The following is a 23,148-nucleotide window of genomic DNA, read 5'->3' on the forward strand; positions in this document are numbered from 1 at the left end:
CGGGATCGACCGATTGCACCGGCGGCATGTCATGCCGGTGATTTCAGACGCCCGCCGGATCGGTTCATGGCACAGTGGGCAACGGTGAAAGGCGGCGCGGGGCAATGGCTCTCGGCAGCCGGCGCAAATGTGACGTGCAGAGTGAAGAAACATCGAAATCGCTCCCGGAAGAAACGGATGACGGATCTTGGTATTGCTGTAGCCCGGCGCAGCTGCGCGGGCGCAAAAAGCGCCGCAGCCATGCTGCATCCGGGCATTGGTTTGTTGGGCCGGGTGGCCTCGCGTGTTGTTTGTCGCGCCGCTACCCTGTCGGGTCAGACGGGGACTCGGGCTGTTCGACCCGGATAACGGTCAACGTCCGCCGCTGGTTATCGCGAGTATCCCAATAGAACGCGGCCCCTTCGGACAGCCCCAGCAACGCCACGCCGATCGGTGTCATCAGCGAGATGCGCTGTTGGGCGATTTCGGCGTTCTCGGGGAAGACCAGAGTCACCGTTTTCTCCAGGCCGGTCGTCTCGTCGCGGTAGGTCACGGTGCTGCCGATCGCCACCACGTCTTTGGGCATCTTCCCGGGCGCGACGACACGGGCGCGGCTGATTTCGTCCAGAAGACGGTCGGCCAGCGCGGGATTGCGCTGCATCGCCCCTTCTGCGAGCGCTTCGATATGATCGAGATCATCGGCATTGATGACGAGTTTGGGCGTGCGGGTGCGGCGCTGTTTCGCGGGCTGGGTCATGTGGGTTTCCATTTCATGGGTTCCTTGAAAAACTGACAGGAGGTTCGAAATTTGTTGGCTGCGCGTCTGAAAACGGAAACCAGCGACCGGCCGGGCTAGCCCGGATGCGCAACCCCGAGGACCGAAACGGAGGCAATCGTGCCGTCCAGGCTCAGCAGCGGCGCGCGCTGACCGACCCGCATGCCGATCAGGGTGGCCCCGAGCAGCGACGACACCGGGATGATACCGTTGACCGCCCCCGTTCTGGCGCGATGGACCAGCAGACCCGATTCCGCCGGGCCGCCATTGATCGCGTAGGTAACCCGGCAGCCGCCGGTCACGACATCGTCGGGCACGGGTTCGTCCAGCGCTGTCGAAGACGTGATCTTGTGCTGCAGGACATGTGGAAGAAACGGTTGCCCGGCCATTTCGCTGCGCCGCAGATGATCCACCAGATACTGCCGGTCCTCGTCGCGCAGTGGCACCGTGCCCGGGCGCGGCACTTTCGGATGAAAGCCCGGTTTGCTACTTGAAGGATGAAAGTGTTGGATAACGGTCATGATATCTCCTCGGACGATTGCTCGTCCCTCGCTCAGTTCAGGTCAATGAGGAGGCCCCGGGAGGTGTAGCGGCGCGAACGCGCCTAAACCGCCCGGGGAAAGGGGCGGTTTAGCAGAAGAAATCGGAAATGATCTTCATGAACCATCATGCCATCAATCTAGGTACGCCCGGAGCGTTCGTCAATTGCCGCGCACGGGCCGCAGGCATCATCATGCCAAAGTGGCACAAATGGCCCACATCACACGCTTTTTCGCCCCTTCCGCGCGGTTTCGCGCCATCCTTTTGACGGTGAAATCCGGCCGCGTTGAAAGCCTACGCCACAGTGCCCATGTTAAAGTTATGACGATGTTCCGTGTTCAAAAGAGGTTCCTGCTCAACGCGGGGAAGCTACTGAACCGCCAGTAACCCCGGGCGGGGCGAGGCGCGTGCGCCTGCTTACGTTCTGGGGTTGTACCGGATCTTGCACAGATCGACGAAACTGACGGCGGCAGAAGCAGCGGTCGGATTTGGTTTGCCGTTGATGCGGTGCCAATTCCGGCATGGCAGCAACCGGCGTCCTGGCTTCAGCACGAGTATTCAGGAGGACGACATGCGTCCCTTTTCACACAAGCAAGACGACTTGACAGTTTCAATGCCCGACTCGGCGACCGGAACAGGATTCCGGGATATCATCCGCAATTGGATGCTGACCGCGATCCGCGAATGGCGGCGGCGCAAGTTGACCGCCTCGCTTCAGTCGCTCAATGACAGGCAGCTTCAGGACATGGGTGTCTACCGCGACGACATCAGACGATTGGTGGATCAGTTCGATGACCGCGAACTGGGCATTGTACCGGTGGTGGCAGGCCGCCGGGACGCCAGCCAAGCGGGCGGCAACTTTCCCAACACCGCCTGACGCACAAGTTACTCTGCTACGCAGCGCATGGGCGCGCGGCGTGGCTCAATCCGATCAAGAGGAGCTGGCCGATAATGATTTGCGATACCGATTTCGACGAATTGCGCCCCGCGCGGCCCGCGGCAAGGCGAACAGCTATGTCGACCCGCATGGCCAAGTCTCCAAGCGAGGCCTGTATCACCCGCTGGGAGGACGATGGCGGTCGGGCAGGCATTCGGGAACCCGGGGAAATCTGCGCCGACCGCCCCCGCGGCCAGGACCGCGTGCAGCGATCCTGGCGTTAGGGAAAGGGCGCGGCATGGAAGGATACATAAATGAGCACCACCAACGCTGCCATGCCGCCCCCGCCCGCATCGCTCCGAAATAGAAGCGCACGCGAAGTAGATGGCACGACGCGGCTGACTGCCATAGTCACCTGTGGCGTTTTTGGCAGTGAAGGTTCCGTTTTTGGCGTCAGATGTTCTTTTGCGAAGCGAGCGGCTCTGCGCTAGGTTTTGTTGAAAAGGATTCTGATGGTTTCACGGTTTGGTAACGAGGAACGCAGTTTTTGAAGTCTGACCCAATTTTTGACGCCCCACGCCAAGTCGTGATGCTGATCTATCCGCAAATCGCATCAATCGATGTTTCCGGTCCACTTGATGCGTTCGGCCTCGCCAATTTCCTGACCGGCCGGCGGCTCTACCGCCCGATCACCGCGTCGATCGACGGCGCTTCCGTGCCGGTCGCTGGCAACTTCCTCAGGATTGAACCCACGTGTAGCTGCGAAGATCTGCCCGAGCATATAGATCTGCTGCTGGTTGCCGGCGGGCCGGGCCGCATCGCCGCGTCGAAAGACCCGAAGATACTGGAATGGTTGCGTAAGCTGGAGCCGCGCTGTGTTCGCATGGGGTCGATCTGCACCGGCTCCTCGATTCTCCTGGCGTCGGGTGTCACCAATGGCCACAGCGTTGCGACCCATTGGCTGGAAGCGATGCGGCTGGACATGGACCCCAGCACGCGCGGCCAGGTCGATCCGGACGCGATCTTTGTCAGCTCGGGAAAATTCTGGACGTCGGCAGGGATGCTGGCCGGGATCGACCTGGCGCTTGCGCTGATCGAGGCGGATCACGGCCGTCCGCTGGCGCTGGATATCGCGCGTTTCATGGTGCTGGCGCTGCGGCGCAATGGCCGTCAGTCGCAGTTCAGCGCGCAACTGATGGCGGACGCGACAGAGGATCCGCGTGTTCGCAAGGTGCAGCTGTATATCTGGGAAAACCCCGATGCCGATCTGTCCCCGGGCCCGCTGGCGGCACGCGCAGCCATGAGCGAGCGGTCACTGTGCCGCCGGTTCAAGGAAGTGACCAACACAACGATCTCGCGCTATATCGAGGATGTCCGGCTGAGCAAGGCGCGCCAGTTGCTGGAGACAACCGACCTTTCCATACAAACCGTGGCCTCCAGAACCGGGTTCGGAACCGCCACGACGGTGCGCCGTGTGTTCCGGCGGCGCCTTGGGGTGTCACCAAGCCGGTATCGCGCCAGCTTCGGAACAGACCGCAGCATGGTCGCCAACTCGCATGGGCGCGATGACGAGGTTCGAACCGACCTTGAAAATGTCATCAAGGGAAAATCGTTCTGGTAGGCGAAGGCCCCGAGATGGCCATCACGAGCCCCTTTGAAGCGCTACCCAACGTGTCCCCGATCACAAGCAGGTAGCGCGAAAATATCTGTTTCCACTTGAAAATGATGGCGCACGAGGGGCGGAGATTCTGTTCCTCCTACTGGCATCTCTTCAGCATGTCTGACGTCGGCCCCCATGGGACAGATCTAGGGGGTTCAGGTTAGACAATCGTCACCCATAATTGCCGACTTCCACATGCACGGACCCAAGATCAACGCTGAGCGCCCGCGACAGGCTTCATTGCCAAATCGTATAAAACCAATCATCGCCCGGTTAGTCATCTCACTTCATGCCTTGCCCAATTAGTCATGAGGTAAGTATGCCCCTGATACATCGGGAAGATTATGCTGACACATCGTCTTGCAAGCGTTGCGACCAGAGCCTCAACCTCTTTGGTCATGCGCTGCCAAGATGAGGCTGCATCGCTACTTCGCCCGCAAGTTCCTGCTGACATTTCTTGTGATACTCGTGATCGTTGCCACCATTCTGGCGTCGATCGATCTGATGGAAGAGGTTGGGCGCTTCAGCGGCAAAGGGGTCGGGTTTCGCAAGATGATGCAACTCACGTTGCTGAGCGCCCCAAGAGGACTCTACGAGTTTCTGCCGCTCGTCATGATCTTGTCCTCCCTCGCGCTCTTTCTGGGACTCGCGCGCTCTTCCGAGCTGGTGGTCACGAGGGCCTTGGGGTGGTCCGCAATGCGGGTGCTCATCGCCCCGGTCGCTGTCGCACTGCTTATCGGCGCAACCGCAGTGACGGTTTTCAACCCCATCGTGACCAGTACTTCCAATTGGTATGAATACCTGAGCACAAAGTATCGCAACGGCGTGGAAACCACCTTTTCAATCGGCGCAGAAGGGCTCTGGTTGCGGCAAGGCACGAACGACGGCCAGGCGGTGATCCATGCCGCGTCTGCCAATGCGAGCGGGTCGAAATTCTACGACGTGACTTTCACCATGTTTGACGGCAACGGCATGCCGTCTGAACGGATTGAGGCCGCATCGGCGAGGTTAGGCGTTGGATATTGGGAGATGGAGGATGCCAAAATCTGGTCATTTACCAAAACTGGCAATCCTGAGGCAGTGTCGCAATGGCATCGGTCAATACGTATCCCGTCGACATTGACGCAAGAGCGCGTTGCGGCATCAATTGGCAGCCCTTCGTCGGTTTCGTTCTGGGATATGCGCGCGCATATTGCCCAGCTCAAGCGCGCGGGGTTCTCGACACGCCGCCAACTCGTCTGGTTGCAGACCGAACTTGCGCTCCCCTTGTTCCTGGCGACAATGGTACTGATTGGGGCAGCGTTCACCATGCGTCATGCCCGGTCAGGTCATACGGGCCTGATGGTCCTGTTCGCGATACTGTCCGGCTTCGCCCTCTATTCCGTGCGAACTTTCGCGCTGATCCTTGGGGAAAACGGACAGATTCCTGTCCTGCTTGCCGCATGGGCACCGCCATCGGCCGGATTGCTACTGGCGTTTGGGCTGATCTTGCATCTGGAAGATGGTTGATAAGCAAGGCTGGGTCGCGCCGAAGGCAGCTTTTCCAGGTCGGCGGATCAACAATATCATGGATTAGACCGCGCTGACGCGGACAAGTGTGAAAGCGCTTGAATGGCCCACCGCTGACCCTGCGGTCGGCGTAGCCTTTCTCGCCTCGATCGTGGAAATCGTCGAAGTCGTGCCAAACGTGGCAACCCTGTGCGGCTGGAAACTTGCCAGGATGCGGACCGGGGTCAGGCGGCGCGGTCTACCTTGCCTTCAACAAGATCCCTATCGCACTGGATCGCTCTATTTCCGCGTGGCCGAGACTGCACAGCGACGCCGGATCTGACGGATCCAGCCCTCTGGATTCCACATAACGCTCGCCGCGCTTGCGCATCCGCGCCTTTTCATCGGGGCTTTTGACATAGGCGTTGATCTCGGCACTTGTATAGCCAAGGCTCTGCGCATGCCTTTTCAGGCCATAGAGCACCGACAGCCCCTTGAAAGTGCGCGGATCAATATCCCCGCAATTGTCGCTGATTTCAATCGCCAAGGCGACCCAAAGCAAGGCGTCGTCAATTTCCTTGACATCGCGCAGCGGAGTTTTGGCGCTGGCAGCGGCACCGATGGTCAGCGCAAGACCCAGCATCAAGATTGCCACGGCACGCATGAACGTATTTCCCCTTGTCGGATTAACCGGCGCCACCCTCGTCGTGGGCTGTCGCGAACCTGCTCTCGGTCTCGTCGCTGACATGATCATTTTTCCTGAATGACAGATACGAAAATGGCAAAGATCCAATGTAGAGCATGTTGGCCACGATCAGCGTCGGCCAAGGATAGACCAGCAGACACACCACCAGCACCACGGCGCCAACAACCGCGAATGGAAGGTAGGCCCGTTTTATGGATGCATGTTTTATCGAATAGGTCGGAATTGTGCTGACGGCCAGCAATCCGACACAGATGATGTAAAAGGTACGTGCAACGGGAGGAAAGATGTATTGCCAGCCGTGCAGGTGCAAAAAGACCGGCATCAGGGCCAGACAGGCCAGCGCAGGTGCGGGCACACCGACAAAGAATCCATCCATCTTCAATGTTACGTCTGTCCGCTGAACGGACAGGTTGAACCGCGCCAGCCTTAGCGCGCAGCACACCGCCAGAACCAGCGTCGCGAGCCAGCCGAGGCTTGCATGCTCTGTCCCGATATAGAATGTGTTGTAGAGTAGTAATCCCGGCGCAATGCCAAAGTTGAAGAAATCGGCAAGGCTGTCCAGTTCGGCGCCAAACGGGCTGGCGGAATCCAGAAAGCGTGCAAGTTTGCCATCCGCTGCATCCAGGAACACTGCCAGCAGGATGAAATAGAGACTTGCTTCCAGATGCCCTTCCAGGCTCATCCGCACCGACGTCATCCCGGCACAAATCGCGAATACCGTCACGATGCTGGGAACCAGGTGGCGTATCTTGATCCGCTGCGCCCCGTTCATTCTGCAACTCCAAGACGAACGGAATGAGGAGTGGCAAGATCAGCCAGAATGGTCTCTCCTGCAACGGCCGTCTGTCCGACGGCAACCAGGGGCGACACACCTTCGGGCAGGTACACGTCAAGACGACTGCCGAACCGGATCAAGCCGAACCGGTGGCCGATCTCGATACTATCCCCCTCACGGACGAAGCAGACGATACGTCTGGCAACAAGGCCTGCGATCTGGACAACACCGATGCGCACGCCCGCCTTTGTTTCGATCATCAGCGAGTTACGCTCATTCAGTTCGCTTGCCTTGTCGAACGAAGCGTTCAGGAATTTGCCGCTGTGATAGGAAATTCGCCGAACAGTGCCTGCGATGGGCGCACGGTTCACATGGCAGTTAAAGACATTCATGAACACCGACACCCGCGTTACTGGGCTATCCCCCAGCTCCAGTTCCTTGGGTGGGACGACATCCTGAATCAGTGACACAATGCCGTCGGCGGGCGACAGCACGAGGCCCTCCTGCTGGGGGATCACGCGCACCGGATCACGGAAAAAATAGTAGCACCAGACCGTGGCGCCACAGCCCAGCCAGAACAACGGTTCCCAAAGAAACGCCAGAGCGACGGTGATTGCAGCGAAGATCGCCACAAATTTCCGCCCTTCCTTGTGCATCGGGACCGCGATGATCTTGATCATGTTCATAGAGGTGCTTTCAGAGAGATTCAAAATGTTGGAAAATAACCGTCCCGATGAACACACCGTTTGCGATAAGCATACACATCTTGGCCAAAGACCCCGTTCCTTAGCATCTTGGGCGAAGTCCTGCCAGTAGTGCGCCGGATGATTGACGCAGCGGTCGCATGGTTGTGTTCAGAGCCTCGACGGCGTCAAACCTGAAAAACAGGATCAGGACAACACTGAATTGGCCCCTGCTTGTACCAATTCCGACAAGCAGGGCGAGCGACGGGATGAACGCCAGAACGATATGGCGAAAGGCAATCTCCCTCCACAGCCGCCAGATCCCCCGAAGGAAATAGGCCGCCACATCAAAGACATGGCGGATGCCCGTCATCCGTTCTGGCTTTCGTCGGGCATGCTGTCGCTCGATTTTCATCGGCTGGCGATCTGCTGTGCCGTTCTGCAGGACGCGAAAATATCCAGTTCCCGATCGTGCTCGGTGGTTTCGATATCCAGCAACCCGAGAACCGAATGAAAAAAGTTGTCGTGCGATAGACTCCCGACACCGTGTGCAGCGACACAGTCGTAATCCAGCTTCAGATCCTGTTTGAAATTGTTCGACATCCACAGAACCATCGGCACCCGTGTCTGCTCATCGGGCGCGATCCAATATGGGGCAGCGTGCAAGAACAGACCCTTTTCGCCAAGGGATTCGCCGTGGTCCGAGACATAGATCAGCGAGGTGCTGAGGCCCGGCAAGGTCGAGAGCAGGTCGATGGTCTTCGCAATCTGAAGGTCAGTGTAAGCGACTGCGTTGTCGTAAGCGTTGACGACATCCCCGGACGAACAATTTGCCAGATCCGCGTCCCGGCAATCAGGCAGGAACTTGGCAAATTCCTTGGGATATCGCTCGAAATATGCCGGCCCGTGGTTGCCGATCTGGTGCAGCACGATAACGGTATCGCGGGTGATAGAGCCGACCCTGTCCTGAAGTTGCCGTAGCAAGATGCCATCGTTGCATTCGCCGCCATTGCAGAATTCGGGATCGTCCGCCCTGTTGAAGTTTGCATAGGTCATCCGCTCGGCCACGCCCATGTCGCCCGTGTTCGCATCCCACCACTCGACGTCGTATCCGGCGCGCTTGACGATATCCAAAAGGTTTTCCTGGGCGACGGCTCTTTCATAGGTGAAATTCTGACGGCCCAGTTTCGAGAACATGCAGGGAATGGACACGGATGTTGACGTGCCGCAGCTTTTAACGCCGGCAATCGGCAGAACGTCACGTTTCGTCAACTCTGGTGTCGTATTCCTTTCATACCCGCTCAATCCCCAGTTCTGGTCTCTCAACGTTTCGCCGATGACCAGAACGGTCAGAACAGGGTGTCGGGCACCTTGTGCTATGTTTCCCTTGTGGGCATCCAACGCTACTTTTTGAAACTCCAGTGACTGCGCCTTCCACTTCATTTCAGCGTATTTCAGCAGGCTTTGGACCGTGGATTCCGGGTGCAGTATTTGCCTCATTCCCGGTGATTGCTTGATGCTGAAGGAGAAGACCTGGTAGTTGCTATATGCCGCCCCGGTGAAGATCAGAACGCAGAGAAAGAGCAAGGCCATGTGGCGCCGTGCCGATTTCGCGAAGGGGGGATGCGACACCCGCACCGCCAGAACGGCCAGTGACGGCAGGAACGCGAACACGAACATGTATCTGAGATAAGCCGGAGTGAGCAAATTCCTGGATTCGTTCGCGGTTGTGCCCAGTATGTTCTGGATCATTTCGCGATCAATGATGATCCCCATGGTCTCGTGATAATACGAGGCCCCTGCCCCGATCAGGATGTTGGCGATCAGAAACGGCTTGAGAAACCAGCGGTTCGTGAAAACAAGAACGTAGACCATGGTGAACGCCCATATGCCCACCCCGAACATGATGAGCAGGCCGGGCTGCGCTCCAAACAGATCATAGGCCCGTTGCCAGAAAGAGTGGCTGTAAGCAGCCAGCAGCCAAATGTTTGCAAGCATGACCAGCAGCAAACCCGGCACCACGGGGCGTGCCAACCACAGTTTCTTGGCGACTCCAGGCAGGGTCTTGCCTGATGGCGATCTTTGAATTGAGCTGCGAGAATAGTCCGGTTCGCCATTTGCTGACCCGGCAGCGACTTTTATCGTCATGTGATTGAGCTTTCCCACCGTTTGTTTTTCGCCACCTATAGGAGCGCAAACGTTCCGGGGATGTGATCGACACTATACCAATCGGTAAGCTGCGCGCCGGGAGACGCAGCCGGGCCGGCCTATGATTTCCATGGGTTTCCGGCTCAAATACTCGCCCAGAACTCCGATCGATATCAACTGCACACCCCCCATCAGCTTGGACCAGGGATCACGAAAGACAGCTCAATGGGCCGGGTAACACGTCTTCGCGTCTGTAAAGTGGCGACTGGCGACACGGGATTGATCATCTGTCTGCTCCGGCAGCGTGGTATCGCCGTCTTCCTACTTCCCCATTTCACGCCTGCGCCTGATCAGAACTATACGATTTGGCAATAAACGGATTTTCAGTGGCGTAAATGGCCCCTGGTTGAAGTAAAGGATACGGGGGAAACACTGAGTGAGGCACAGCGATCATGCGTATCCTGGTGGTCGAGGACGATGTCGAAACGGCCGATTACATCTGCTCCAGCCTGAGCGCGCAGGGGCACCTGCCGGTGCATGCCGTGGACGGCAAAGAGGGCTATCTGCAGGCGCTCGACAATGATTTTGACGTGATGGTGATCGACCGCATGCTACCCAAGCTGGACGGCCTGTCGCTGGTCAAGTCCATCCGCATCGCCGATGTTCCAACGCCGATCATCATCCTCAGTGCTTTGGGCGGCCTGAATGACCGGGTCGAGGGGCTGGAGGCCGGGGCCGACGATTATCTGGTCAAGCCCTTCGCCTTTTCCGAACTGCATGCACGAATCCTCGCGCTGATGCGCCGCCCGCCGATGCAGACTGAAGAAACGGTGATGAAGGTCGCGGATCTGGAATTGGATCTGGTACGCCATAGTGTTGAACGGGCTGGGCAGCCGATCACGCTGCAACCCCGTGAATATCGCCTGCTGGTCTACCTGCTGCGCAATACCGGCAAGGTTCTGACCCGCACCATGCTGCTGGAAGCGGTCTGGGATTTCCATTTCGATCCGCGCACGAACGTGGTCGAGACCCATATCAGCCGTCTGCGCAACAAGATCGACAAACCGTTCGCGTCCAGCCTGATCCACACCGTGCGCGGCGCGGGATACAGCCTTCATGCCTGACCGCGCGCGTTCCCGACTGGGCCTGAACCGCACATCCGTGCGCTTATCGCTGCAATTCGCGTTTCTCTACGCCATCCTGTCTGCGGTGATGTTTTTCGGCGCCTACTGGATGACGGATTTTGAGGTGCGCGACTGGATCGAGGACCAGATGAGGTCCGACGCGGTTGCGCTGGAACGGGTCTTTGATGCGAATGGTGCAGTCATTCTGACAGATCGCGTCGCGGTCCTGAGCGCATTCAGTTTTGATAACGAACGCATCTATCAACTGCGCGGCCCGGACGGCGAACATCTTGCCGGGAACGTGATCGAGATCGATCAGGCGGCGGGGCGCGACTTTCTGCCGGTCACTGCCGTTGATGCGGGCGCGCTGCCCGACCCGGAGGTTTCAGGATACTGGATCAGGTTCGACCAGATCGGCCCCTACACCCTGATCCAGGGCACGGGCGATCATGTGATTGCCGAGGTGATGGAGGCGCTCAGCATCGCATTGGTCGCGGGCTACATACTCGTCATTTCGGCTGGGCTGATCATTGGCACATCGGTGGGCATACGCACCGAGCGGCGTATCCGGCGGATCATGGAGACCCTCGAAAATGTATCACGCGGCGCCTTGGCAGACCGCATTCCCGCGGCCCAACGCGGTACGGACGACCTGTCTCGCGTGTCCGGCGCCGTAAACGCCACGCTGGACCAGTTGCAGGCCCTGCTGGAAAGCCAGAAACAGATCGCAACTGACATCGCCCATGATCTGCGCACCCCCTTGCAGCGATTGCGTCAGCGGCTGGAGCGGATGATCGAGGGACGCTCCGATGACGAGGATCTGCAAGCGGCGCTTGCCGAGACGGAAAACTTGATCGAGACGTTCAAGGCCCTGCTGCGCATCGCGCAAATTGAATCGGGCACACAGCACGAGCATTTCGTCCCGCTGGATCTGGCCACTATCGTGCGGGACGTGACCGAGATTTATCAGCCCGTGGCAGAGGATGAAGGGCAGGTATTGATTACTTCCGTGCCGCGGAACCCGGTGCAGATACAGGGCGATCCCGCCTTGCTCGGCCAGTTGCTGGCGAACCTGATCGAGAACGCGATCCGTCACTGTCCGCCGGGTGCGACGTTTCATGTTACGCTCGAAAACGGTTCGAACAATGCAGTGTTGAGCATTGCAGACGATGGTCCGGGGATCCCGGCGGATGAGGCCGAAAAGGTGTTTCGCCGCTTCTACCGCATCGACAAAAGCCGCACCTTCGAAGGGCACGGGCTTGGCCTGCCATTGGTCAAGGCGATCTGCCGACTGCACGATGCACGGATCGCGCTGTCGGACAATGCGCCGGGCCTGAAGGTCTGTGTTACCTTTCCCAAGGACGGTGGCGCTTAGTATTCAGTCTTTAGCCAGTTTGGAAATGAACAGGACACCCTCCCCTTGTTGAGAGGGGGCCGACTTCGCCTGAAACCTACATGCAGTTTCTAGACCGAGCCCGGCAGCCAGAGGCTCAGCCCCGGCACAAGCACCACGAGTGCCAGCACGATCAGCGACCACAGCAGGAACGGCCATATCCGCCGAATGATGGCCGCCACCGGCACGTTGCCGGCAGAGCCCGCCACGAACAACAGGAGTCCGACAGGTGGCGTAAGCATCCCGATCATCAGGTTGAGGATGACGATCATCCCGAAATGCACCGGGTCGATGCCGAGCGACATGCCGATGGGCGTGAGCGTGGGCAGGAAGACGATCATCGCCGGCAGCGGTTCGAGGAAACAGCCCACAAGCAGCAAAAGCACGTTGATGGCCAGCAGGACGACGAGGGGATTGTCGCTGATCCCCGCAATGACCGCGGCAATTTCCAGGTTGATGCGACTTTCGGCGATGATCCAGGCCAGTGGCCCGGCCGCCGCTAGCAGGAAGAGAATGGCCGAGGCGCTGAGTGCGGCGGTGACCGTGGCCGAGTAGATGCCGCGTGCATTGAGTTCACGCGACAGGAATACCGAGACGATGAGCGCCCAGACGGCGGCAACGGCGGCGGCCTCTGTATCGGTGACGATGCCGAAACGCATGCCGCCCAGCACGACGATGGGCAGGGTCAGCACCGGCAGTGCGAAGAGCGTCGCCTTGCCCTGAACCGCCAGAGACTGGCGGGGGCGGCGGTGCTCGATCGCCTGTCCTGTCGGGTAGAGATACCCGATCACGGCGAAACCCGCGAAAAGCAGCAGGCCCGGCAGAAGACCCGCGAGAAACAGGCGGATGACCGAGACGTTGGCCATGGCAGCGTAGACGATCATCGGCACCGAGGGCGGGATGATCGGCCCCAGCATGGCACCGGCGGCGATGATCGCGCCGGCATAGCCTTCGTTATAGCCCTCGCGGCGCATGGCCGGGACAAGGATGCGCCCGGTGGCAGCGGCATCGGCAGCACCAGAGCCGGAGACGCCCGCCATCAGCAGATTGGTGAGCAGCGAGACCTGCGCCAGTGCACCACGCATGTGGCCGACGAGCGCCAGCGCCCAGTCGATCAGCCGCTGGGTGAGGCCGCCGCGGTTCATGATCTCACCCGTGAGGATGAAGAGCGGGATGGCAACCAGGACGTATTTGTCGATACCCGCGACGATCTGGACCGGCAGGACAGTGCCATTGACCATGCGCTCGCCCGTGACGACCGAGAGGTAGGTCGAGGCGATCATGCCAAAGCCCACGTCAAAGCCAACAAGCAGCAGCAAAAGGAAGAGCGCCAGGACGGCTCCGGTCATGTTCGGGTGCTCCGCACAGGGGGCAGGAACACCGAAACGATGCGGGCCACGAGGACCACGACGGTCAGCGCCATGCCGATATTGAGTCCGCAGTAGACGGACCAGTAAGTGAAGGGCGTCCCGATGATGTCCTGAAAGGCGCCAACGCGCATGACGGGCTGACCGTGCCACAGTACGACGGCGGCAAGCATCGCCATCATGATATCGAAGAGAAGGTTGCGGAATTTCCGGGCCCCTTCCCCGAGGAAATCCGACAGCAAGTCGGCGGCGATGTTCTCGCGGTGCATCAGCACCAGCGGTAGGCCGAGGAAGGCCAGCCAGATCATCGCGATCTTGGCAAGCTGGTCATAAGCCGAGAAGCCGGAACCGATAATGTATCGGTCCATCGCCTGGGCGAACATGGTCACCGCAATGATGACCATGAGGACGAAGACGACGAAACAGAGCACCTGCCGAAGCAGGCGCTCTGCCACGACCGCGGTGCGGTCGTAAACAGATCGTCCAACACTCATGTGCTTACTGGATCGCCTTGATCTGGTCGATGAAGCCTTCGGGCCAGTCGACGCCATCGTATTTCTCTGCGATGCCCGAGAGCGCCTCGCGGAACGCCTCCTTGTCGGGCACAGTGTAGGTCACGCCCTGCTCCTTGAACATCTCGATGGCTTGGGCTTCGAGCTTCTCTTCTTCGGCCGAGGTGACCTCGCCCCCAGCCTCGGCAGCGGTGCGGATGGCGGCGCGCTGCTCGTCGCTGAGCGACTGCCAGAGTTGCTCGGAAATGAACCAACCGGTTGCCTCGTAGGAGTGATCGGTGGCCGACCAGAACTTGGCGACTTCGTGGAACTTGAGCGGCACGGCAAGGTCAAAGCCGTTGTCTTGCCCCTCGACAAGCCCCTTGGACATGCCGGTGTAGATTTCGGTCATCGACATCGGCACGGTCTGGACGCCGAGTGTCTTGAACATGTCCTGGAAGATCGCAAGACCAGGCACGCGGAGCTTCATGCCATCCAGATCCGCGGGCGTCTCGATGGGGCCCTTCGTGGTCTGGAGCGCGCGGGGCGAACGGTTGCCCCATGCGCCAACGATGCGCACGCCGGTTTTCTTGGCAATGTCGTCGTAGATCTTCTGGAAGACCTCGCTGTTCAGCGCCTTCTGGGCGTGGTCGCGGTCGCGGAACAGGTAAGGTGCGTAGATGACCTTGAGGGGCCCGGCACCTTTCAGAAAGAGACCGGATCCAAGGCCGAAATAACCCATCTCGACATTGCCGAGTTGCATGCCGGTCAGCATCTGCTGGATGTCGCCGAGCTGGCCGTCGGTGTAAACGGCGGCAGTCAGATCACCGTCGGTTTCCTCGGCGAGCACTTCTGCAAAGCGATTCATCGCCTTGTCCCACGGGCTGCCGGCGGCCGAGATCGTCCCAATGCGCAGTTCGCGGGCATCCGACATGCCAGCAAAGGTGAGGGCCGCAATGGCCGTGATAGCGGCGAGACCGCCGCGTGCGAAAATTTTCATGGTATCCTCCCTTGCGCCCAAAGGCGCGGTAGCACTGGCCACAGCATAGTCGCTATGGCCTTGGATAACGTAGTCGTGATTTTGGAGCGGTGTGTTGCGTAAAACGTAACGCGAGACGATCGACCGAAAAACGCGGGTGAAATGCCAACAGATGAAAAGAGACTGCGGCAGAGAAGAAACGCCCCGGCTTTGGCGATGACGCGAAATGGCCCGACCATCACATCTCGCACTCCGGCGACACAAACCGGAAAGAACCCGCTCCATGCGCCTGTTCAGTCGGGACGCGCCATGCGTGGGAACGGCACCTTGAACTGGTTGGCCGGCGGTCAAGCGATTGCCCCGCCCTGCCATGCCTGCACTCGCCCTCCTCATGCGCCATCCGGGATGTATGCCTGAACGTTCTTGAGACTCCGAAGCACAAAGCTCGATCTTGAATGGCGAATTCCCGGTATCCGGTAAAGCTTCTTTCGCAGAAACTCCTCGTAGCCGCGCGTTCCGTTGACGGCAACCTTGATCAGGTAGTCGTATTCACCCGTCGTCAAGTGAACCTCCAGTACTTCGCGCAGCTTTTCCATCTCTGCCCCGAACAGTTCCAACGTACGGTCATCGTGACGGTCGAGTATGATTTCGATCAGGACAATCTCTGGCGCGCCCAGGCTTTCCTGATCGAGCATGGCCCGGTACCCTGCAATCACGCCGTGGTCCTCCAAGCGCTTAACACGCTGCCAGCATGGGCTGGCGGAAAGACCTATCTGTTGCGCAAGCCGGGCGTTCGAAATGCGCCCGTCAATTGCGAGCGCCCGAAGGATTCGCCGGTCGATTTCATCAATCTGTATATTCTCTGCCATGAAAAATAATCTTCTTAGGATGTGATATTTTAAAGCATATACTTCCGCAAATTTTCCGAACAACAGTAAACTTCAAAAACACCTTTTCCCACACCCGGCTTAGCTTCCGTACAGGAGGTGCCGAAAATGAAGGCCAGATTCTACTGTTGCGACCCGCTGAACACCGCCTGCCGTGTCATGGACACTGCACGGCGCATGGGATTGGGGTTTTCCGCGATGAGCTTCGATCGGCGAGAGGGCAGCCTCTACGTCTTTGATATCGTGCTCAACGATCCTCCCCAACAACTGGCACGCAATTTCATGGACAGGATCGCCCAGTACATCGACCTCGAAACCGGGCAGAACACATGACGCCCGTGGGGGTGGACGTTCGCTTTCACCCGTGGGTTAATTGATAGATGGGCGGATCTTCATCACTCCATGCTGGCACGGGCGGTTGAGTGAAGGCTGCCTACTGGGCCTCTACTCGCCACAACATAAGCTGATTTGTCATGCACGACTGCGTTGCACTCGCAAGAACGCGAGCGTTCGGAATCGGCACTTCTGATTAATCCATGCCGATGCTACCGTCCCCCCCGGAGCGACGTGAATGTGTCGGGGAGACGACAATGGACAGCGCGAACATTTGGCCCTATTGCCTTTCGGCAACAGACTTTTCTTTCGACATCAAGAACTTGCACCGTCCTGAATGCATCCTGTGCGGCAGCTCCGGCGCGGTCTACGCCAGCGACCTGCGCAGTGGGGTTCTCAAGACCGGGCCAGACGGGTCACAGACCCTCATCGGCGGCAACGCTGACGCCCCGGAGCGCTTCAAGCCCAATGGTTTCGTCCTGAACCGGGACGGGTCGATTATCTTCGCCAATCTGGGCAGTGACGGCGGGCTTTGGAAGATCGACGCCGACGGCACGCTCTCCCCCTTCCTGACCGAGGTTGACGGCATCACCTTACCGACCGTGAATTTCGTCTGGATGGACGACCTCGAACGCATCTGGTTCTGCGTCTCCTCCATGCGCCCGCGCAATATCGCCTTTTCCACGAGCCAGGCGGATGGCTTCGTCGGGCTGATCGATGCAAAAGGCGCACGGATCGTGGCTGACGGGTTCATCTGGACAAACGAATGCCGCATCGACCCGCAGGGACGGAATTTCTACGTCAATGAAACCTTCGGCAAGCGCACCACCGGCTTTGACCTCGATGCCAACGGCAACCTCACCAACCGCAGGGTCGTGGCCGAATACGGCGCCGGCACCTTCCCGGACGGACTCGCCTTCGACGAAGACGGCGGCCTATGGGTGATCAGCGTCGTCACCAACCGGATTTTCCGCGTTTCTCCCGAAGGCGACGTGGTCATGTTGTTCGAAGATTTCGAACCTGACCACGTCGCCGAGGTAGAGCGGCGGCTGAGCGCCGGCGAGCTGTATTCCGACTTCGTCTATGAGCGCCACTCCTCCGTGTTGCTCAACACTTCGAGTATCGCCTTCGGCGGGCCGGATAGAAAAACCGCGTACCTCGGCTGTATTTGGGGTGACAGTATCGCGACCTTCCGTAGCCCCGTCGCCGGGCATCCCCCCGTTCATTGGACCTGGGCCTGAGGCGCATAGCGCTGGGGGCCTGGATGCCGGGGCTTTGCAGCGTTGCCGTCGTGATGGCAACGAGGTGAATGATGCGCGTTCCGGATGAGAAGAACGCCGTACCGCGCTGAAAACGAGGTATTTCGCCCTCACTGGCCCCTGGGCAGGCCAGCCTCGGACGCTGCCAAGAAATTCGTCCAAAACGCGCCGCCAAACTACTCAAAGCCAGTCCAGCCCGGCGGCTTTTACTGCACCCGGTTGGAGAGCTCAGACACCACTTTCCGTCTCGGCTTTCCCGGCCAGCACGCCACTCGCGTGCAGCTCGGCAATCCGTTCGTCAGAATAGCCCAGTGCCCGCAAAACGGCGTCGCCATGCTCGCCCAACTCCGGCGCCGGACGCCGCATCTCGCAGCCATCGGGTTTGACCTTTACAGGGAAGCCCAGCATCCGCACGTTGCCATGCTCGCCATGCGGCACATCCACGACCATCTCGCGATGCTGCACCTGAGGGTCCCTGAACACATCGGGCACCGACATCACGGGCCCTGCGGGCACCCCGCCCTCGTTCAGCCGCTCGATCCAGGCGGCGCAGCTGTCAGTCAGGAAGATCGGCTCGATCTCGGCCCGGATCGCGGCCCGGTCAGCCATCCGTTTTTCATTGGTGTCAAATCGCGGGTCATTCAGCAGATCCTCGCGCCCCAGAACCTTCAGCAGCCGCGCATATATCATGTCGTTGCTCGGGGCGATGGCGATGGGCTTGTCCGTCGTCTGAAACAACCCGTAAGGCGCAACCAGCGGGTGATCGTTTCCGCTGCGCTCGGGCGGGCTGCCCGCGGCCAGCGTATCGCTCGCCATGTAGCTCAAAAGGCTGATCAGGCTGTCGGTCAATCCCACGTCGACGCTTTGAAACCGGCGCTCCTCGCGCGTGGAGTTTGCCAGCGTGGCCGATATCCCCAGCGCGGCATAAAGCCCCGCCACAAGGTCCGAAACCGGCAGGCCGCTGCGCAGCGGATCATCGTCGCGGTTGCCGTTGACGCTCATGAAGCCGCTCATCGCCTGCGCGATGAAATCGAAGGACGGCCGCTGCGCATAAGGCCCGTCGGCACCGAAGCCGCTGATGTGACAGACCAGCAGTTTCGGGTTCAGCTCTTCCAGCGCCGCGTCGCTCAGCCCCATCTTGCTCAGCACCCCGGCCCGGTAATTTTCCACCAGCACATCAGCGCCCCGGATCATGTCGCGCAGAACTTCAAGCCCCTCCTTGCTCCGCAGGTCCAGCGCCACGGACATCTTGTTCCGGTTGTAGCCGGCGAAATACCAGCTCAGCCCGTTCCGGCCCCTACCCTGCTGGCGCAGCGGGTCACCCGAGGGCGTTTCGATCTTGATCACGTCCGCCCCGAAATCAGCCAGCAGCTGCGTGCAGAACGGACCCGAGATGATCCGGGTCAGGTCGATGACCTGGATTCCTTTGAGGCTCATGCCAATTCCTTCCAGTTTGACCGTGCGTTCACCCGGTCGCGCGCTTCATCTCCGACAGGTCGGTGGTGACCCCGACCGGCTTCGCGCGCAGTAAATGCGCGGGAAGCTTGCGCTCAAGAACCGTTTCGAACCAGTGGCCCGCTTTGATCAGCCCGTCCATATCCAGACCCGTCCGATTCCCTTCCAGATGCAGGAAATGCACAAGATCCTCGGTCGGGACATTGCCGGTGGCGCCGGGCGCAAAGGGACAGCCTCCGACGCCCCCCAGCGCGCTTTCATAGCGATCCACGCCTTCGGCGATCCCGGTCAGCACGTTGGCAAGGGACATGCCACGGGTGTTGTGAAAATGCAGGACAATCGTCGTTTTTGGCAGCGTGGCCCTGATTGCCTGCACCAGTTCGCGCACACGCGACGGCCATGCGGTGCCGATCGTGTCGCCCAGCTTGATCGTCTCGACGCCCATATCCGTCATCCGCCGGGCCACATCAACCACGCGCGCGACCGGCACGTCGCCCTCGAACGGACAGCCGAAGCTGGTGGCGATGGCGCCCACGGGTGTCACACCCTCCTGTCTGGCCAGGTCGATCACCGGCTGCAACCGGCCCAGCGCCTCTTCGGTGCTGGTGTTGGAATTGGCCTGCGAATGGCTCTCGCTGGCAGAGGCAAAACACACCCACTCATCCAGCTTCAGCGCCGCGGCCCTCTCGGCCCCGCGCATGTTCGGCACCAGCCCCTCGACGATCAGGCGGTCACGCTCCGGCAGCCCCTTCACCACCTCCTCGGCGTCAGCCAGGGCCGGCACGGCGCGGGGCGACACGAAGGACGTGACCTCGAAACGTTTCATGCCCGCTTTCGCAATCCGCCCGATCAACTCGATCTTCTGTTCCGTGCTGACCGGATGCGTCTCGTTTTGCAGCCCGTCGCGAGCGGCGACCTCGGTGATCGTTATATCAATGGTCATTTCCCGGCCCCGAAAAGATACTCCGCGCTCGGGAACTGCCTTGTCCGCACCTCATTGGCGAAAGTCTCGATGGCGCCTTCGATATCTTCGAGAATCGAGGCATAACGCTTCACGAATTTCGGCTTGAATGCCGCGAAAAGCCCGATCACGTCATCTATGACAAGGATCTGCCCGTCGCACTCTGCCGATGCACCGATGCCGATGGTTGTCACCGAGGTTGCATCAATCACCTTGCGGGCAGCGCTTTCCATGATCCCCTCGATCACCATGGCGAAACAGCCGGCTTTCTCCATTGCCTTGCCGTCGGCGACCAGCATCTCGACAGCGGCCTCGTCCTTGCCTTGCGTCTTGAACCCGCCGAGCGTGTTGATCGCCTGCGGCGTCAGCCCGATATGTGCCATCACCGGCACACCCCGCTTCACGAGAAATGCAGCCGTCTCGGCCATCTCGGCCCCACCTTCCAGCTTGATCGCGTCACAGCCGGTTTCCATCAGCACACGGCTCGCCGACGCAAAGGCTTGTTCTGGCGACGCCTCGTAGGACCCGAACGGCAGGTCAACCACCACGCAGGCATGTTTGCACGAACGCACAACCGCCCGCCCGTGGCGGATCATCGTGTCCAGATCGACCCCGACGGTCGAACTTTCACCGTAGATCGTCATCGCCAGCGAGTCACCGACGAGGATGAAATCCACCTTGTCATCCATCGCCGCCGCGATTGGCGCGGTATAGGCCGTCAGACCCACGACAGGCGTCTCGCCACGGCGGTTCGCCAGTGACATCGCTGTCAGCTTCTTGGTTCCGGAATGTACGCTCATGATTTGCCGTCCTCGTGTTCGAACCGCGGGCCGCGTCGCGTGCCTGCGTGATGTGAAACCGTCATGCGAAAACAAGGAGCAAACCGCGCGCGCCTTCGGGAATATACCGAACCTTGGCACGCGTGCTTCCTCCTCGCGCATACAGCACCGTTTTCGTCCAGTGCAGACTACAGCCGCGACCAACATCTTCGAAGTGCCGATTCCCGAACCATGCGTTCCGCCATTTGCAACGCGGTGTCCAATGCGCGCCCCTTGGCAGGAGCATCATCCCTGAAGGGAAGAGCATCACCCGCAAAAAGTATTGGCGCGAACAGCATACAGCCGGAAGCCGGGCGAAACAGGCTCTCCCACTGCTTGCCCCAAGCGGCGCCGGTCGTGGCGGAAACGGTGGAAGGCGGTTCATTCTGCGCCAAGCGGGAAATCCAGATGTTTGCGTCACGGAAAACGCAACGCGACACCCTTAGCGTGCGATATCCCGCTCTTTCACCAGTTCCAGCAGGAAATCCCGGAAGATCGTCGCGGTTTTCGACAAGGGCACATCACTGTGCCGCACGAGGCTGATCTCCCTCTCGGCCCAGCTTTCGTTGATCGGCACAGCCACAATCGGCATGGTCTGATCGTGCGGGCGCACGAACTGCTCTGGCAGGATCGCAATACCATGCCCATGCGCCACCAGCGTTCGCGCCACCTCGTTGGTGTTCGCCATGTAGCGATACTTGAACTCTTTGTTGCCCATGACAGACACCCGTCGGATCAGCCGGGTCATCGAACTGCCCTCTATCACCCCGATACTGGGATAGGAGGACATGTCCGACAACGTGACCTCCGACAACTCGGCAAGGTCATGGCCTTGCGGCACCGCCAGCACCAGCCGGTCTGTGCAGTAGCGCGTACATTCGATCTCGGGCGGAAGGCGAAAGGTCCGCGAAATCAGTCCAAGCTCGGTCTTTCCACTGACTACCGATGCCACAACGTTCGGGCTGATCTGCTCGAAAAGCTCGATACCAATATGCGGAAAGCGTTCGGAGAAGCACTTCATGTCCGCCGCCAGCCCGTTGACGAAAGCCGAACCATTGGCACTCAGCAAAAGGCTCCCGGCTTCGCCGCTGCTCAGCCGGCGCAGTTCTGAATGGGCGCCGTCAATGGCGGCGAAGATATCGCGCGCCTTGGCCGCCATCACATGCCCGGCATCGGATATCTCGACACCCCGGGAGTGGCGGGAAAAGAAGGGCTGACCGAAGTTCTCCTCCAACTCCGCCAGCCGCCGACTGATCGCCGACGGCGACAGGTTCAGGCTTTCCGACGCCGAGCGAATGCTGCCGGTATCAATGACGGTCAGGAAAATGCGCAGGGTCACGAGATCGAATCGTGCGAGGGGAAAATTCTGCTGCTCCGCGGTCAACCCAGCCCCTCCGGTCTCAAGCTCGCAGGGCCTGCCGCTCGGCAGCCGATGCGCGTAATGCTGACGATGCACCGCAGATGATAGGCTGATCGACTGGAAAAGGGCAACCCGCAGCGCGTCGCCGGTCGATATGACGGAAGCAGCAGCAAGGAAAGGGCAATGTCAGTCTGTCGTCTTGAGGCAACAACAACCAAACCCAACGGCACTGTGAGTGCAAAAAACACCATATTTTACTAGGTTTCTAATGGTGCCCGGGGGCGGAGTTCATAAAATGCCCGGAAACAAATACTTAAGGAAAAGTGGGACACACAAATGCCCCATAGTTTCATTTGGTTTTTCGGGATAATTGTCCCACCGCTTTCGTGTTTCTTGTCCTAATGCGACATGCGGCATGTAAGGTGCGGTTACTCGTGAGACGTCCCCTTCGTTGTTTATAGCTTTTCTCTGAGCGCTTCGTAAGGCGCTTTTCCGTTGTGCGCGCCGTGTGGCCTGTGGAAGTTGTAAAAACGCTCCTTGTCAACGCCGGACTAAAACTGCACCAGATCAGCGCAGTCATCAGGTCCAGAGAATATAGGCGGGGAGAGAACGCTTCCGGGCATTGATGCGCCCGGGCCGGTGAACAGCCTCCCCCGCATAACCCTTTAATATAACGGAAAAATCCGGCCGTAGCCGGATTGAGAGAACGCCTTCGCAGGGGCAAGTGGCGGAGGGAACGGGTCTGGCGTCGAACCCTCTCCACATCGAGACATTGATTTTACATTTTTAGTTTTCGCGCAATGCGCCCCACGAGCGCCTCCAGCACTGCAAGCGTTTGACGTGGTGATGCCGTATGGTGAGAGCGGCATCCTCCTTCCCTCCAGCAAGTAGGTGGCTATTGTTACCGCTGGACCGTGCAAACATTGACAACTCCACGCTGCGCAAATCTGATGCGCCGTGAAAAGGCGTCCGATCATCCGAGCCCAAAATCATCGCGAAACTGGTCGATCTGATGCATGCGCTCGTGCAGGATGGTCACGATCCCGATGTCACCATTCGAGAGATGACGCCAATAGACGAAATGGCGTTC

At 59.5% G+C, this 23,148-nt stretch carries 23 protein-coding genes and 2 pseudogenes; 8 read left to right on the top strand and 17 right to left on the bottom strand.

Annotated elements, in window-relative coordinates:
• Positions 1 to 301: 301 nt before the first annotated feature.
• Positions 302 to 748, bottom strand: a complete 447-nt coding sequence (gene rnk, locus O3306_RS08145) for a nucleoside diphosphate kinase regulator (protein ID WP_272005511.1) — start codon at positions 746 to 748, stop codon at positions 302 to 304.
• A gap of 83 nt (positions 749 to 831) precedes the next feature.
• Positions 832 to 1,275 carry a hypothetical protein gene (locus tag O3306_RS08150; protein WP_272005514.1) on the bottom strand — a complete coding sequence of 148 codons (444 nt, stop codon included), beginning with the start codon at positions 1,273 to 1,275 and terminating at the stop codon, positions 832 to 834.
• 229 nt (positions 1,276 to 1,504) lie between these two features.
• Here O3306_RS08150 and O3306_RS08155 point away from each other — a divergent pair, with 229 nt between their 5' ends.
• The 4 genes from O3306_RS08155 (at position 1,505) to lptG (ending at position 5,340) form a co-directional block, all read left to right on the top strand.
• Complete coding sequence (locus O3306_RS08155; RefSeq protein WP_272005516.1) at positions 1,505 to 1,681, top strand: hypothetical protein; 177 nt, start codon at positions 1,505 to 1,507, stop codon at positions 1,679 to 1,681.
• 226 nt (positions 1,682 to 1,907) lie between these two features.
• Positions 1,908 to 2,171 carry a DUF1127 domain-containing protein gene (locus O3306_RS08160; protein ID WP_272005517.1) on the top strand — a complete coding sequence of 88 codons (264 nt, stop codon included), beginning with the start codon at positions 1,908 to 1,910 and terminating at the stop codon, positions 2,169 to 2,171.
• A gap of 589 nt (positions 2,172 to 2,760) precedes the next feature.
• Positions 2,761 to 3,792 carry a GlxA family transcriptional regulator gene (locus O3306_RS08165; protein ID WP_272005519.1) on the top strand — a complete coding sequence of 344 codons (1,032 nt, stop codon included), beginning with the start codon at positions 2,761 to 2,763 and terminating at the stop codon, positions 3,790 to 3,792.
• 450 nt (positions 3,793 to 4,242) lie between these two features.
• Positions 4,243 to 5,340 (top strand): LPS export ABC transporter permease LptG, encoded by a 1,098-nt coding sequence (gene lptG, locus O3306_RS08170; RefSeq protein WP_272005522.1) that lies wholly within the window; start codon positions 4,243 to 4,245, stop codon positions 5,338 to 5,340.
• A 238-nt stretch (positions 5,341 to 5,578) separates the two neighbouring features.
• Here the strand turns inward: lptG and O3306_RS08175 are convergent, their stop codons facing one another.
• The 5 genes from O3306_RS08175 to O3306_RS08195 form a co-directional block, all read right to left on the bottom strand.
• Positions 5,579 to 5,983, bottom strand: coding sequence for a DUF5333 domain-containing protein (locus tag O3306_RS08175; protein ID WP_272005525.1), 405 nt, complete (start codon positions 5,981 to 5,983; stop codon positions 5,579 to 5,581).
• A gap of 22 nt (positions 5,984 to 6,005) precedes the next feature.
• On the bottom strand, positions 6,006 to 6,797 hold the full coding sequence (locus O3306_RS08180; RefSeq protein ID WP_272005527.1) for a CDP-alcohol phosphatidyltransferase family protein: 792 nt from the start codon (positions 6,795 to 6,797) through the stop codon (positions 6,006 to 6,008).
• On the bottom strand, positions 6,794 to 7,510 hold the full coding sequence (locus O3306_RS08185; protein ID WP_272005530.1) for a phosphatidylserine decarboxylase: 717 nt from the start codon (positions 7,508 to 7,510) through the stop codon (positions 6,794 to 6,796). The genes O3306_RS08180 and O3306_RS08185 overlap by 4 nt, the downstream gene beginning before the upstream one ends.
• Before the next feature lie 76 nt (positions 7,511 to 7,586).
• Positions 7,587 to 7,898 (bottom strand): hypothetical protein, encoded by a 312-nt coding sequence (locus O3306_RS08190; protein WP_272005533.1) that lies wholly within the window; start codon positions 7,896 to 7,898, stop codon positions 7,587 to 7,589.
• Positions 7,895 to 9,481: a phosphoethanolamine transferase gene (locus O3306_RS08195; protein WP_272005536.1), complete on the bottom strand. Its 1,587-nt coding sequence runs from the start codon at positions 9,479 to 9,481 to the stop codon at positions 7,895 to 7,897. The genes O3306_RS08190 and O3306_RS08195 overlap by 4 nt, the downstream gene beginning before the upstream one ends.
• Before the next feature lie 602 nt (positions 9,482 to 10,083).
• Between O3306_RS08195 and O3306_RS08200 the strand changes: the two genes are divergently transcribed.
• Positions 10,084 to 10,755 carry a winged helix-turn-helix domain-containing protein gene (locus tag O3306_RS08200; protein ID WP_272005538.1) on the top strand — a complete coding sequence of 224 codons (672 nt, stop codon included), beginning with the start codon at positions 10,084 to 10,086 and terminating at the stop codon, positions 10,753 to 10,755.
• The gene (locus O3306_RS08205) at positions 10,748 to 12,130 is read left to right on the top strand and encodes a sensor histidine kinase (protein ID WP_272005540.1); all 1,383 of its coding nucleotides are present in this window, start codon (positions 10,748 to 10,750) and stop codon (positions 12,128 to 12,130) included. The genes O3306_RS08200 and O3306_RS08205 overlap by 8 nt, the downstream gene beginning before the upstream one ends.
• An 89-nt stretch (positions 12,131 to 12,219) precedes the next feature.
• Here the strand turns inward: O3306_RS08205 and O3306_RS08210 are convergent, their stop codons facing one another.
• The 4 genes from O3306_RS08210 to O3306_RS08225 all read right to left on the bottom strand — a co-directional run bounded on the left by O3306_RS08210 (position 12,220) and on the right by O3306_RS08225 (position 15,854).
• Positions 12,220 to 13,497 (bottom strand): TRAP transporter large permease, encoded by a 1,278-nt coding sequence (locus O3306_RS08210; RefSeq protein WP_272005542.1) that lies wholly within the window; start codon positions 13,495 to 13,497, stop codon positions 12,220 to 12,222.
• Positions 13,494 to 14,009, bottom strand: a complete 516-nt coding sequence (locus O3306_RS08215) for a TRAP transporter small permease (protein WP_272005544.1) — start codon at positions 14,007 to 14,009, stop codon at positions 13,494 to 13,496. Before O3306_RS08215 ends, O3306_RS08210 begins: the two co-directional genes overlap by 4 nt.
• Positions 14,010 to 14,013: 4 nt before the next feature.
• Positions 14,014 to 15,006, bottom strand: a complete 993-nt coding sequence (locus tag O3306_RS08220; RefSeq protein WP_272005546.1) for a TRAP transporter substrate-binding protein — start codon at positions 15,004 to 15,006, stop codon at positions 14,014 to 14,016.
• Positions 15,007 to 15,374: 368 nt separating this feature from the next.
• Positions 15,375 to 15,854: an Lrp/AsnC family transcriptional regulator gene (locus O3306_RS08225; protein WP_272005549.1), complete on the bottom strand. Its 480-nt coding sequence runs from the start codon at positions 15,852 to 15,854 to the stop codon at positions 15,375 to 15,377.
• Between the two features lie 126 nt (positions 15,855 to 15,980).
• Between O3306_RS08225 and O3306_RS08230 the strand changes: the two genes are divergently transcribed.
• Together O3306_RS08230 and O3306_RS08235 are read left to right on the top strand one after the other, a co-directional pair.
• Positions 15,981 to 16,205 carry a hypothetical protein gene (locus O3306_RS08230; protein WP_272005551.1) on the top strand — a complete coding sequence of 75 codons (225 nt, stop codon included), beginning with the start codon at positions 15,981 to 15,983 and terminating at the stop codon, positions 16,203 to 16,205.
• Positions 16,206 to 16,462: 257 nt separating this feature from the next.
• Positions 16,463 to 17,446, top strand: coding sequence for an SMP-30/gluconolactonase/LRE family protein (locus O3306_RS08235; protein ID WP_272005553.1), 984 nt, complete (start codon positions 16,463 to 16,465; stop codon positions 17,444 to 17,446).
• Between the two features lie 246 nt (positions 17,447 to 17,692).
• Here O3306_RS08235 and O3306_RS08240 read toward each other — a convergent pair whose 3' ends face one another.
• The 6 genes and pseudogenes from O3306_RS08240 to O3306_RS08265 all read right to left on the bottom strand — a co-directional run.
• Positions 17,693 to 18,901 (bottom strand): CaiB/BaiF CoA transferase family protein, encoded by a 1,209-nt coding sequence (locus O3306_RS08240; protein WP_272005555.1) that lies wholly within the window; start codon positions 18,899 to 18,901, stop codon positions 17,693 to 17,695.
• 28 nt (positions 18,902 to 18,929) lie between these two features.
• Positions 18,930 to 19,862, bottom strand: a complete 933-nt coding sequence (locus O3306_RS08245; RefSeq protein ID WP_272005557.1) for a hydroxymethylglutaryl-CoA lyase — start codon at positions 19,860 to 19,862, stop codon at positions 18,930 to 18,932.
• Positions 19,859 to 20,680, bottom strand: coding sequence for a 3-methyl-2-oxobutanoate hydroxymethyltransferase (gene panB / locus O3306_RS08250; protein ID WP_272005560.1), 822 nt, complete (start codon positions 20,678 to 20,680; stop codon positions 19,859 to 19,861). Before panB ends, O3306_RS08245 begins: the two co-directional genes overlap by 4 nt.
• Before the next feature lie 460 nt (positions 20,681 to 21,140).
• Positions 21,141 to 22,037, bottom strand: a complete 897-nt coding sequence (locus tag O3306_RS08255) for a LysR family transcriptional regulator (RefSeq protein ID WP_272005562.1) — start codon at positions 22,035 to 22,037, stop codon at positions 21,141 to 21,143.
• A 476-nt stretch (positions 22,038 to 22,513) separates the two neighbouring features.
• Positions 22,514 to 22,594, bottom strand: a pseudogene (locus tag O3306_RS08260) (IS481 family transposase); the annotation flags it as partial.
• 437 nt (positions 22,595 to 23,031) lie between these two features.
• Positions 23,032 to 23,148: pseudogene (locus O3306_RS08265) on the bottom strand (type II toxin-antitoxin system RelE/ParE family toxin); the annotation flags it as partial.

Origin of the sequence: Roseovarius sp. ZX-A-9 (genome assembly GCF_028369135.1) — a bacterium.
In the GTDB taxonomy this organism is placed as follows: Bacteria; Pseudomonadota; Alphaproteobacteria; order Rhodobacterales; family Rhodobacteraceae; genus Roseovarius.